Source organism: Microbacterium sp. zg.Y1084 (assembly GCF_024623595.1).
GTDB classification, from domain to species: Bacteria; Actinomycetota; Actinomycetes; order Actinomycetales; family Microbacteriaceae; genus Microbacterium; species Microbacterium wangruii.
Genome location: NZ_JANJGV010000005.1, coordinates 1 through 12,551, shown reverse-complemented (window position 1 = coordinate 12,551; position 12,551 = coordinate 1). Strand labels below are relative to the sequence as shown.

The following is a 12,551-nucleotide window of genomic DNA, read 5'->3' as shown; positions in this document are numbered from 1 at the left end:
GGCGCCCCCCCCCCCCCCCCCCCGCGCGGGGGGGGGGGGGGGGGGGGGGGTTGGGGGGGGGGGGGGGGGGGGGCCCCCCCCCCCCCCCGGGCCTGTCACTTCTGGCGCTTGTGCAGCGTCTTCTCCGACACCGGAGCGGTGCCCGACGCGGCGAGCGCCGCATAGTGCGCGCGGGCCTCTTCCTGCCGCTCGTGCTCGGCGCCCGAGGCGATGGGCGCGCGCAGGTGCTCGGGCTCGAAGCCGAAGGCGTCGACCAGGTCCTGCGAGTGCGGCCGCAGCCGCGCGCACAGGCGGTCGATGTAGCTCGACACGGCCGCACCACGCTGGGTGGAGAGCCGGCCGTGGATCAGGTGCCAGGCGAGGTGCTTCTCGATGAGCGACAGCCCGAACAGGTCGCGCAGCCAGGTGAGCACCTGGCGGGTGCCGTCGTCGGGGGCCCGGTTCACCCCGTCGGTGAAGGCCTCCCACTGCAGCAGCTCCCCGTGGGCGCGGGCGGCCTCGATCAGCTCGGACTGGTTCTCGTTGAACAGGGCGGCGGCGTCGGCCGGCGACATCTTCGCGGCCGGGCGCAGGCGTCCGGCGATGTCGGCGACCATCTGCTGCACCCGTGCGGACAGCAGGTCGTGCTGCTGATCGGCGCGCAGGCCCAGCTCGACCGAGCGCGCGGTGGAGCCGAAGTCGGTGACGGTCTGGCCGAGCCGGCGCAGGCCGGCGCCGTGGAAGACCTTGCCCGCGGTCTGGCCGACGGCGAAGCGGGCGAGGGCGGCGGCATCCGCGCCCTTGAACTGCTTCGCGAAATCACTCAGCAGGCGCTTGCCCACCAGCTGCAGCAGCACGTTGTTGTCGCCCTCGAAGGTGGCGTAGATGTCGAGGTCGGCGCGCAGGCCGACGAGCCGGTTCTCGGCGAGGTACCCGGCGCCGCCGCACGCCTCGCGGGCCTCCTGGATGGCGTCGAGGGCGTTCCACGTCGACAGCGCCTTCAGCGCCGCCGCGAGCGTCTCGAGGTCTTCGCGCTCCTCGGGGGAGTCTGCGCGTCCGCTGAAGACGCCGTCGAACTTCTTGATCAGCTCGTCGCCGGCGAAGGACTGCGCATAGGTGGCCGCCAGGTGCGGCAGCAGGCGGCGCTGGTGCCGCGCGTAGTCCATCAGCACGACCTCGTCGGTGCCGGTGCCGCTGTCGAACTGGCGGCGCTGGTTGCCGTAGGTCACGGCGATCGTGAGGGCGGCGGCGGTGGCGTTGGTCGCGGCGCCGTCGAGGCACACCCGGCCCTGCACGAGCGCACCGAGCATCGTGAAGAAGCGGCGGCCGGAGCTCGCGATCGGGCTGGAGTACGTGCCGTCGGGGGCGATGTCGCCGTAGCGGTTGAGGAGGTTCTCGCGGGGGATGCGCACGTGGTCGAAGTGCAGACGGCCGTTGTCGATGCCGTTGAGGCCGCCCTTGACGCCGTCGTCCTCGCCGCCGACGCCGGGGAGGAAGTCGCCCTTCTCGTCGCGCAGCGGCACGAAGAAGCAGTGCACGCCGTAGTTGACGCCGCCGCTGATGAGCTGGGCGAACACGGTCGCCGCGCGGCCGTGCAGCGCGGCGTTGCCGAGGTAGTCCTTCCACGCCCCCCGGAAGGGGGTGTGGATGACGAACTCCTCGGTCTCGGGCTCGTAGGTGGCCGTCGTGCCGACGGCCGCGACGTCGGAGCCGTGCCCGGTCTCGGTCATCGCGAAGGCACCCGGCAGATCGAGGGTCATCACGTCGTGCAGCCACTTGTCGTGGTGGATCTTGGTGCCGAGGTGGTGGATCGCCGAGCCGAACAGGCCCCACTGCACGCCGGCCTTGACCTGCAGGCTGGGGTCGGCGAGCACCAGTTCCAGGTACGCGGAGACGTTGGCGCCGTTGTCCTCGAGGCCGCCGTACTCCTTCGGGTAGGCACGGCGCGAGCCGCCGTGGCGCACGACGATGCGCAGCTGCTCGAGCACCCGCTCGCGGTGCTCGACCATCGAGAGTCCGTCGACGCGCCACAGCGCGGGGTCCTTGACCATCTCGCGCGCCTCGCGGCGGGTGTCGGCCCACGTCCCCAGCAGCAGCTCGGTGACGGCGGGGATGTCGATGCGGGCGTCGTGGGCCTGCTCGGCGGTGTGCGCAGCGGTGGGCGCCCCGCCGGCGGGGGTGCGCGTGCTGGTCGCGGGCTTGTGAGGACGGACGGCGGCGTCGGTCATGGGTCACCCTTCGGCGAGGTGGACGGAGTCTTTCGACCGTAGGTGTCCCACAACACCGACCCAAACCGTTTGCACAGTGTCCACACCCTTCGGCGCGCGCACCGCCCGCCCCGGTTGTGCCATCCCCACACTCACCGCCGAGCGGGAGCATGGCCGACCCGCCGAGCGGGAGCACGACCGACTCACCGATCGGGCGTCGCGAGCACGGATGCCCGAGCGCGAGCGCTCAGGCGGCGGCGATGACGGCCAGCACGGCCTCGCCGAAAGCCTCGCGCTTCTTGGCGCCGATGCCGGTGATGCCGTCCAGGTCCGCGAGCGTGCGCGGCCGGTGCTCGGCGAGTGCGCGCAGGGTCGCATCGCCGAAGACGATGTACGCCGGCACGCCCTGCTCGCGGGCGGTTTCGGCGCGCCACGCCCGCAGCGCCTCGAACAGGCCGCGGTCGCCCTCGCCCAGGCTGTCGGCCGCCGAGGCCTTGCGGACCCGCGCCCCCGCCGCCGGTCGCCCGATCGTGTCACGGCGCAGCGGCACCGCGGTCTCGCCGCGCAGCACCGCCCCGGCGGGCTCCCCGAGCGCGAGCGTGCCGTAGTCGCCCCGTGCCACGAGGATGCCGCGGGCCAGCAGCTGCCGCACGATCGATCGCCAGTCCTGGTCGGTGAGGTCCGCCCCGAGCCCATAGGTCGCCAGCCGCTCGTGACCCTGCTGGCGGATGCGCTCGGTGTCGGCGCCGCGGAGGATGTCGATGAGGTGCCCCGCGCCGAACGACTGGTTGCGCTCGCGCTGCAGCCGCACGATCGTCGACAGCAGCTTCTGCGCCGGCACGAGGCCGTCGTAGGTCTCGGGCGACTCCAGGCACGTGTCGCAGTTGCCGCAGGGACCGGACTCCTGCCCGAAGTACCCGAGCAGGTTCTGGCGCCGGCATTCGACCGTCTCGCACAGCGCGAGCATGGCGTCGAGGTGCTGCCCCATGCGCATCTTGAACGTGCGGTCGCCGGGGCTCTGATCGATGAGGCGGCGCTGCTGCACGACATCGCCGAGGCCGTACGCCATCCACGCCATGGCGGGCTCGCCGTCGCGACCGGCGCGACCGGTCTCCTGGTAGTACCCCTCGACGGACTTCGGCAGATCGATGTGCGCGACGAAGCGCACGTCGGGCTTGTCGATGCCCATGCCGAACGCGATCGTGGCGACCATCACGACGCCGTCCTCGCGCAGGAACCGCGACTGGTGCCGCGCCCGCATGCCGGCATCCAACCCTGCGTGGTACGGCAGCGCGTCGAGGCCCTGCGTGCGCAGGTACTCGGCGGTCTGCTCGACCGACTTGCGGCTGAGGGCGTAGACGATGCCCGCCGACCCGTCGGGCATCGACCGGATGAACGACACCAGCTGGCGGCGCGGGTCGACCTTCGGCACGATGCGGTACTGGATGTTGGGCCGGTCGAAGCTCGCGACGAAGTGCCGCGCGGTCGGCAGCTGCAGGCGCTGAGTGAGCTCCTCGTGCGTCGCGCGGGTCGCGGTGGCCGTCAGCGCCATGCGCGGCACGCCGGGGAACCGGTCGGCCAGATCGCCGAGCGCGAGGTAGTCGGGACGGAAGTCGTGGCCCCACTGCGACACGCAGTGGGCCTCGTCGATGGCGATGACGCTGAGCTTGCCGCGCTGCAGCAGCGCGGTCGTCTGCGGGCTCGACAGCCGCTCGGGGGCGACGTAGACGAGGTCGAGCTCGCCGGCGAGATAGTCCCGCTCGACGGCCTGCCGCTCGGCTGCGGACTGCGTGGAGTTGAGGTAGGCGGCGCGCACGCCGTTGGCGATCAGCGCGTCGACCTGGTCGTGCATGAGCGCGATGAGCGGCGAGATCACCAGTCCCGTGCCCGGGCGCACGAGCGCCGGCACCTGGTAGGTGATCGACTTGCCCGCGCCGGTGGGCATGAGCACGACGGCATCGCCGCCGCCGACGACGTGCGAGACGATGTCGCCCTGGTCGCCGCGGAACGCGTCGTAGCCGAAGACCTCCTTCAGCACGACCGCCGGGTCGGCACCGGTGAACTCCCGGCGCGGCGGCAGGCTCAGCCCGGCGGATGCCGCGGTGGGCGGGGCCGCGCGGGCGGCTGCCGCGCGGGGCGGTGACCACGCCTCGTCGGGCGGGGGCATCCAGCCGTCGTCCGGCGGGGGCGCCCACTCGTCGGGCGGCGGCTCGTAGGCATCGAACGGGGGTGCCTCGACCGGCGCCCAGCCGGCATCCGTCGTCTCACGCCCGTCTGTCACCCGAACACCCTACCCAGGCCCGCTGACACCGGGCTGAGGTCATCCCCCGAAGCCGCCCCCGCCGCCGTCGAACCCGCCCCCGAACCCGCCGCCGTCGAACCCGCCGAACGCGCCGTCACCGGACCCCGCCCCACCGTCGAAGCCGCCCCCGACCGCCCCGCCGTCGGCGGGCACCCCCGCGATCTCGCCGACCCACGCCGGCTCTCCCGCGAGCGACAGCGACCCGGCGCCCACGGAGAAATACGACACGATCGTCGCCGAGGTGAGGAAGTGCCCGGCCACGAGCGCCACCAGCAGCGGGTCGTCGAACGGCCAGACTCCGGCACGCTCTCGCCTGCCCGCGGCGTCGGTGCCGCCCCGATCGTCGCCGACCCCGGTGATCGCCCTCGCTCCCGTTGCCGCGCCCCCCGCACCCACTATCAATCTCTGCAGCACGCTCGCCAGCAGTGCCGGCTGCGGCGCGCGCACGCGCTCCCGCGCCGACATGAACGGCCGCAGGCGCTCGAACATCTCCTTGCGACGCTCGAGCGACAGCCGGCCGAACGCCGCCTCGTGCGCACGCTCGATGACCGTGGGCGGCAGCGTGCTGAGCAGGTACACGTAGCGCGCCATGCGCTCCTCGTCCGTCACCGCGCCAGAGGAGTCGCGTTGTCGTCGCGGTCTCCACAGGGCCATCGCTCCCCCTCCGTCGGTGGCGACAGGCTACGCCGCGATCCGCCGGAAAGCCACGACGTGCGGATGACTCCCCGCCCGTGCTCGAGCGCTCAGCACCACCGCTCTGCGATGGCGGCGATGACGTTGGCGTTGCGGTTGGTGGCGACCCCCAGCAGCTTCGCGGCGCCCAGCGGATCGACCCGGCCGTCCTCGTAGCCCGGGCGCAGCAGCGCATGCGCGGCGCGGCCCCGCACCACCATCTCACCGAGCGGCGACGCGGTCTGCGTCACCGCCGCGACCGCATCGTCCGACGGCGGCTGCTTCATGAGGTAGACGTAGTGGCGCGCCAGGCCGGGGTGGGATGCCGTGAGCTCGCGGGCAGCGGCGGCGACCTCGGCGAACTCCTCGCGGGAGAACACGATCGTGGGCACGTCGAAGCCGCGGTCGGCGGCGAACGCCCGCTCGAGCACGTCTTCGATGCGCGCCCGGGAGCGCATCGACGTCGTGAACCGCACGTTGCCGGTGTTGATGTGCGTCGCGACGTCGGCGAAGCCGGCCTCGTCGACGACGCGGCGGATGTCGTCCTTCGGGAAGACCCGCTTCGCCCCCAGGTTGATCGCCCGCAGGAACGCCAGGTAGGTCGTCACCGTGCCATTGTGCCCGCGGCGGGCGCCGTCCGCACCGTCCGGACGCGCACCCGCTACAGGCGCACGACCTCGGTCACGCGTACGACGGCGGCGCCCTCTTCGGCGGATGCCGCAAGGTCAACCTCGCCCCGGATGCGCCAATCGTGGTCGCCGGCGGGATCGTCGATGATCTGGTCCACCCGCCAGAGCCCTTCGGCGGCATCCGACTCGTCCACGACGCACAGCGCGGGCGACCGAGCGGGTCCCCCCACCAGGATCTCCTCGTGCTCGTCGTAGTACGCGTCGAGCCGGTCGGGCCATCCGACGTCGGGGTCGAGCGCCTCGAGCGCCTCGTCGTCCTGCAGCGCCGCCAGCCGCACGCGGCGGAACATCTCATTGCGCACCAGCACCGTGAACGCCCGGCGGTTGGTCAGCACCGACGGCGGTGCGGGCGGAACGACCGGCGCGTCGGGGTCGTCGGACGGGTGGGTCAGCGCCTCCCACTCGTCGACGAGGCTCGAGTCCACCTGCCGCACGAGCTCCCCGAGCCACTCGATGACGTCGAGCAGGTCGTCGGTGCGCGCCTCGGCGGGAACCGTCTGCCGGATGGCGCGGAACGCGTCGCTGAGGTAGCGCAGCACGAGCCCTTCGCTGCGGCCGAGCTGGTACAGCGCCACGAACTCGCCGAACGACAGCGCGCGCTCGTACATGTCGCGCACGATCGACTTCGGCGACAGATGGAAGTCGCGCACCCACGGCTGGCTCGACGCGAACACCTCGAACGACTGGGCGAGCAGCTCGGCGAGCGGCTTCGGGTACGTGATCTCCTCGAGAAGCTCCATGCGCTCCTCGTACTCGATGCCGTCGCGCTTCATCGCCGCGACGGCCTCGCCCCGCGCCTTGTACTCCTGCTGGTTCAGGATCGCGCGCGGGTCGTCGAGCGTCGCCTCGATGACGCTCACGACGTCGAGAGCGTAGTGCCCGGTACCGACGGAGCCCGCCGCGGCATCCGCCCCCCGCCCCAGTTCGACGTCGCGGTCGAGCAGCTCGATGGCGGCGAGCGCGAAGGGCGACAGCGGCTGGTTGAGCGCGAAGTTCGGCTGCAGGTCGACCGTGAGGCGGATGCCGTCAGCCGCGGACTCCACGATCCCCGCGGCCACGAGCGTGCGGAAGATCGCCAGCGCCCGCCGTGCGAGCTCGTACTGCCGCCATCGCGGCTCGTGGTTGTCGAACACCAGGGAGCGCACGTTGCCGAAGACGTCGCCGCCGCGGCCGATGACGTTGATGAGCATCGCCGCCGTCAGCTGCAGGTGCGGCACGAGCGGCTCGGGCTGGGCCTGGATGAGTCTCTCGTACGACCCGAGGCCCCAGTTGACCGCCCCGGTGGGCGCCTTCTTGCGCACGATCTTCTTGCGCTTGGCGGCGTCGTCGCCGGCGCGTCGCAGGGCCGCCTCATTCTCGATCTCCCACTCCGGCGCCATCACCACGACGTTGCCGTACGGGTCGTAGCCGGCGCGGCCCGCGCGCCCGGCCACCTGATGGAACTCGCGCGCGGAGAGCTGGCGCATCTTGGTGCCGTCGTACTTCGACAGCGCCGTGATGACCACGGTGCGGATGGGGACGTTGATGCCCACCCCCAGGGTGTCGGTGCCGCAGATCACCTGCAGCAGTCCGCGCTGGGCGAGCGTCTCGACCAGACGCCGGTAGCGGGGCAGCATGCCGGCGTGGTGCACTCCGATGCCGGCGCGCACCAGGCGCGAGAGGGTCTTGCCGAACGCGGTGTTGAAGCGGAAGCCGCCGATGGCTTCGCCGATGGCATCCCGCTGCTCGCGTGTGGCGACCTTGCCGCTGGCCAGGGCCTGCGCGCGCTCGAGCGCCGCCGCCTGCGAGAAGTGCACGATGTACACCGGCCGCTCCTTCTCATCCAGCAGCGACGCGACCACCTCGTGCACGGGGCGCCGCTCGTAGGAGAAATGCAGCGGCACCGGCCGCTCGACGCCGGTGACCATGGCGGTCGGCCGCCCCGTGCGGCGGGTGAGGTCGTCGGCGATGCCGGTGACGTCGCCGAGGGTCGCCGACATGAGCAGGAACTGCGCGCGGGGCAGCAGCAGCAGGGGCACCTGCCATGCCCAGCCGCGCTCGACGTCGCCGTAGTAATGGAATTCGTCCATCACGACCTGGTCGACCTCGGCATCCGCCCCCTGACGCAGCGCGATGTTCGCGAGGATCTCGGCGGTGCAGCAGACGATGGGCGCCTCGGGGTTCACCGAGGAATCACCGGTGACCATGCCGACGTTCTCGGCGCCGAAGATGTCGACCAGGGCGAAGAACTTCTCGCTGACGAGCGCCTTGATCGGTGCGGTGTAATAGGTGCGCCCACCCTGGGCGAGGGATGCCGCGTGCGCCGCGATCGCGACGAGCGACTTGCCGGTTCCCGTGGGCGTGGACAGCACGACGTTGGCACCGGAGACGAGCTCCATCACCGCCTCGTCCTGCGCCGGGTACAGGGCGAAGCCGCGCTCGGCGGCCCAGCCGACGAAGGCGTCGTACACGCCGTCGGGTTCGGGGGCGGCACGGACGGCGTCGAGAAGGGTCACCCTGTCGAGTCTGCCCGACGCGGCTGTGCGCGCGGCCATCGCCGCCCCGCGGCGCCCGCGGACCCGCGGGCTTGACGCACTCAACCGGCCGCGTCCGCCCGGCGCTCGGGCTGGTGCAGGCGCGCGAGATACCGCTCGGTGCGACCGGGCCGACGGCGACGGTCGGCGAGCGAGACGGCGACGACGACGAGGGTCGACAGCGGAATGGTCCACGCCGCCGGCTGGTCGAGCAGGGCGCGCACGACGGGGCCGGCGGTCCACCCCTCGACGGGGGCGAGCCCCGAAGCGAGCAGCGCGCCGCCGCAGAACACCGCACCGCACACCATCCCCGCCGTCGCGCCGCGGGCGGTCAGGCCGCGCCACCACACCCCCAGCAGCAGCACCGGGGTGAGCGCCGATGCGGCGAAGACGAACACCGTGCCGACGCTGGAGACGAGGCCCGACGGGACGGTCAGCAGCGCGACGGCCAGCGGCACGATCGTGCACAGCACCGCCGAGAGGCGGAAAGACCGCACCGAGCCCGAGAAGACGTCCTGGCTGATGACGCCCGCCAGTGACACCACCAGGCCCGACGAGGTGGCGAGGAACGCCGCGAACGCGCCCGCCACGATCAGCGCGGTGAGCAGCTCGCCCAGCAGCCCGGGGAACACCCGCGAGGGCAGGGCCAGCACGACCGTGTCGGCCATGCCCGGGTGCGCCAGGTCGGGTGCGACCACCCGGCCGATGAGGCCCATCGTGCTCGACACCGCGTAGAACACCCCCACCATCCCGATGACGAGCACCGTCGTGCGGCGGGCCGCGACGCCGTCTGGGCTCGTGTAGAACCGCACGAGCACGTGCGGCAGGCCGATGGTCCCCAGCAGCAGCGCCAGCAGCAGCGACGCCGTGCGGTACACGTCCGCCCCGGCCGGTCCCGCCTCCGCGGGGAAGACGGCGGCGGGGTCGAACGCGGGCTCGCCGTCGGACAGGGCGATCAGCAGCAGCACCGCCGGCAGCGCCAGCGCGGTGAGCTTGAGCCAGTACTGCATGGCCTGCACGGCCGTCACGGCGCGCATGCCGCCCGCCGCGACGATGCCGGCGATCAGCACCGCCACCACCACCGACCCCACCCACCCGGGCACATCGGCCACGACGCCGAGGGCGATGGCGGCGCCGTGAAGCTGCGGCACGATGTAGAGCCATCCGGTGATCAGCACGATCGCGCTCGTGACGCGACGTGCGATGCGCGACTCCAGTCGCGCCTCGACGAAGTCGGGGATCGTGTACGCGCCGCTGCGGCGCAGCGGTGCGGCGACGAACAGCAGCACGAGGAGGTATCCGGCGGCGTATCCGATCGGGAACCAGAAGCCGTCGGACCCCGACAGCAGCACGAGTCCGGCCAGGCCGAGGAACGTGCCCGCCGAGAGATACTCACCGCTGATGGCCGACGCGTTCCAGACCGGGCGCACGCTGCGGGAGGCGACGAAGAAGTCACCGGTGGTGCGGCTGATGCGCAGCCCCGCGAACCCCAGCACGGCCGTCGCCGCCACGAGCAGGGCGATGGCGGTGAGATCGAGCAGCGGGCTCACGCCGGCGCCGTCCCTTCCGCGGGCTCCGGCTCCGCCAGTGCGCGGTACCGTCGCTCGTTGCGTCCGGCCGCGCGGGCGAAGACCACGGCGAAGGCGAGGATGATCGGGTAGTAGCCGTACGCGTGCATCAACCACGACAGCGGCACCCCCGCGACGACCGGCTCGTCGAGGCCGGCGACGACGAAGATCGCCACCGTGAACGCTCCGGCCACGAGGAGGAACGCCAGCAGGCATCCGAGGGCCAGGCGCAGCTGCACACGGACGAGCGAGCGCACATAGACCGTGCCGGCCTCACGCACCGGAGCGCCGGACGCGGCGATACCCCGGGTGACGGATGCCACGGCGGGCGCCGCCGGCGCCGTCACGCGCACCCGCTCGGGCGGCCCGCCCCCGCTCCCGGCATCCATGCCCCGACGCTACCGCTGCCGCCCACGCCCTCAGGCGGGCCGCACCAGACGCTCGCGCACGACCGGGGCGAGGCGGCGGCTGACGGGCAGCTCGATCTCCGCCAGCACGACGGTGGGCGCCGCGCCTGACAGCCGCACCTCCACCACCGCGTCGCGGTGCACGAGGTAGGAGCGGTGCACGCGGATGAAGCCGGCCGCAGCCCACCGCTCCTCGAGCTCGGAGATGGGGATGCGCACGAGATGCCCGCCGGACGGGGTCCACAGCCGCGAGTAGTCGCCCTGCGCGTGCACCCAGCGCACCTCGCTGCGGCGCACCAGCCGCACCGCCGACCCAACGGTCACCGGGACGGTCTCGTCGGCGACGGCGGCGACCGGCCCCGCCTCCGCCGAGGCTGCCGCGATCACCCGGTCGACCGCCCGCCGCAGGCGCTCCGCCCGCACCGGCTTGAGCACGTAGTCCAGCGCGTCCACGTCGAACGCGTCCACGGCCCGCGCCTCGTCGGCGGTGACGAAGACGACCGCCGGCCGAGGGCCGTACCGGTCGAAGACTCGGGCGAGGTCGAGCCCCGACAGGCCGGGCATGTGGATGTCGAGGAACGCCGCGGCCACCCGGTGCCGCTCGAGCAGCCGCAGCACCTCGGGCCCGCCCGATGCCGCGTGCACGGTGCCGATGCGGCCGTCGCCGCCCAGCAGCGCCACGAGTTCGGCCAGGGCGGGCGGTTCGTCGTCGGCCACGAGCACGTCGATGACCGGCGCGGGCCGACGCGCGGTGTCGTCGGCACCGGGCGCCGCGCTCACGCGACGCCCGTCTCGTGACGGGGCTGCGACTTCGGCACCCGCAGGCGCACCAGCGTGCCGGCGCCGTGGTTCGTCTCCAGCACGAGGCCGCCCCTCGGACCGTACAACTGGCGCAGCCGCGCGTCGACGTTGCGCAGCCCCACGTGCCCCGCCGTCGGCTCCCCGGCCAGCAGTGCCGCGGCGGCTTCGGGAGACATGCCGACCCCGTCGTCCTCGACGGTGATCTCGGTGTGCGTCCCGTCGTCGACCGACGCGATCGTCACCATGCCGCCCCGCTCGCCCGGTTCGAGACCGTGCCGCACGGCGTTCTCCACCAGCGGCTGCACCGACAGGAACGGGATCACCGTCGACAGCGTCTCGGGGGACACACGCAGGCGCACCGCGAGCCGCTCGCCGAAGCGCGCGCGCTCGAGGGCGAGGTAGGAGTGGATGCTGCCGAGCTCCTCGGCGAGCGTCGTGAACTCCCCCTGCCGGCGGAAGGAGTACCGCGTGAAGTCCGCGAACTCCAGCACCAGCTCCCGCGCCCGGGGCGGGTCTGTGCTGATGAACGAGGCGATGGCGGTGAGGGCGTTGTAGATGAAGTGCGGGCTGATCTGCGCCCGCAGCGCCCGCAGCTCCGCTTCGGCCAGGGCGGTGCGGTTCGTCTCCAGCTCCCCCAGCGCGAGCTGCGCCGCGCACCAGTCGGCGACGTCGCCGACGGCACGCACGAGGGGAGCGCGCACCGGGTCGGCGAACGCCACGACCGCGCCCCACGGCTCACCGTCGACGATGATCGGGGCCCCCACCGACTCCGGCTGGCCGGCCTGCGGTCGGGGAAACACCTGACGGCGTCCCGTCGCGCGCACGCGCGCCGCCACCCGGCGGGCCACGGTGTCGGCATCGGCCGCGCCGCCGTCGACGGCGACGTCGTCGTGCGGCCCGACGATGGCCACCGCCCCCGCTCCCAGCAGGGTGCGCAGGTGTCTCGCCGCGCGGGCGCGGTCCGCAGGCGCCCCGCCACCGCGCAGCGCCGCCGCCGCCTGAGCGGCCAGGTGCAGGGTGCGGTGCTCGGCACGCTCCGCGTCGCTGCCCAGGTCGCGGGTGCCACGGGCCACCCGGCGCGCGAACACCAGCCCCAGCGCCAGCGCCGCCCCGACGGCCACACCCACGAGGCCGGCGATCACCACGGCATCCGGCATGAGCGAAGCCTAGGGGCGCTCAGCAGCAGCGCGCGCCGGGGTTGCGGTCCTGGTCGTCCATCTTCTGGCGCCAGAACTGCCGCTCCGTGAGGGGCGCCTCCCCGGGGTGCACGGTGCGGTGATGCGCGACGTAGGTCTCGTAGGCACGGTCGCCCATGAGCGTCTCGATGTACCAGCGGATGCCGCGGCCGGCCCGTCGCCCCGGGGACCACCCTCCCACCAGCCCCCCGGGCGCCGCAAGCCCCCCGCGCACAAC

General features: G+C 73.3%; 10 protein-coding genes. All 10 read right to left on the bottom strand.

The window, feature by feature from the left end; translation table 11 throughout:
* Positions 1-95: 95 nt before the first annotated feature.
* Positions 96-2,207, bottom strand: coding sequence for an acyl-CoA dehydrogenase (locus tag NQ165_RS09005; RefSeq protein ID WP_257532769.1), 2,112 nt, complete (start codon positions 2,205-2,207; stop codon positions 96-98).
* 226 nt (positions 2,208-2,433) lie between these two features.
* Positions 2,434-4,353, bottom strand: coding sequence for a DNA helicase RecQ (gene recQ, locus NQ165_RS09000; protein WP_257532773.1), 1,920 nt, complete (start codon positions 4,351-4,353; stop codon positions 2,434-2,436).
* A 153-nt stretch (positions 4,354-4,506) separates the two neighbouring features.
* Entirely contained in the window at positions 4,507-5,079 is a 573-nt protein-coding gene (locus NQ165_RS08995) for a hypothetical protein (RefSeq protein ID WP_257532767.1), read from the bottom strand.
* 152 nt (positions 5,080-5,231) lie between these two features.
* Positions 5,232-5,768: a DUF1697 domain-containing protein gene (locus tag NQ165_RS08990; protein ID WP_257532765.1), complete on the bottom strand. Its 537-nt coding sequence runs from the start codon at positions 5,766-5,768 to the stop codon at positions 5,232-5,234.
* 53 nt (positions 5,769-5,821) lie between these two features.
* Positions 5,822-8,383 (bottom strand): DEAD/DEAH box helicase, encoded by a 2,562-nt coding sequence (locus NQ165_RS08985; RefSeq protein ID WP_374679391.1) that lies wholly within the window; start codon positions 8,381-8,383, stop codon positions 5,822-5,824.
* 41 nt (positions 8,384-8,424) lie between these two features.
* Complete coding sequence (locus NQ165_RS08980) at positions 8,425-9,912, bottom strand: cation acetate symporter (RefSeq protein WP_257532761.1); 1,488 nt, start codon at positions 9,910-9,912, stop codon at positions 8,425-8,427.
* On the bottom strand, positions 9,909-10,319 hold the full coding sequence (locus tag NQ165_RS08975; protein ID WP_257532759.1) for a heavy metal transporter: 411 nt from the start codon (positions 10,317-10,319) through the stop codon (positions 9,909-9,911). Before NQ165_RS08975 ends, NQ165_RS08980 begins: the two co-directional genes overlap by 4 nt.
* 30 nt (positions 10,320-10,349) lie before the next feature.
* Positions 10,350-11,117 (bottom strand): LytTR family DNA-binding domain-containing protein, encoded by a 768-nt coding sequence (locus NQ165_RS08970; RefSeq protein WP_257532757.1) that lies wholly within the window; start codon positions 11,115-11,117, stop codon positions 10,350-10,352.
* Positions 11,114-12,295, bottom strand: a complete 1,182-nt coding sequence (locus tag NQ165_RS08965) for a sensor histidine kinase (protein WP_257532755.1) — start codon at positions 12,293-12,295, stop codon at positions 11,114-11,116. Before NQ165_RS08965 ends, NQ165_RS08970 begins: the two co-directional genes overlap by 4 nt.
* Before the next feature lie 19 nt (positions 12,296-12,314).
* Entirely contained in the window at positions 12,315-12,548 is a 234-nt protein-coding gene (locus NQ165_RS08960) for a YbdD/YjiX family protein (protein WP_374940940.1), read from the bottom strand.
* Positions 12,549-12,551: the final 3 nt, after the last annotated feature.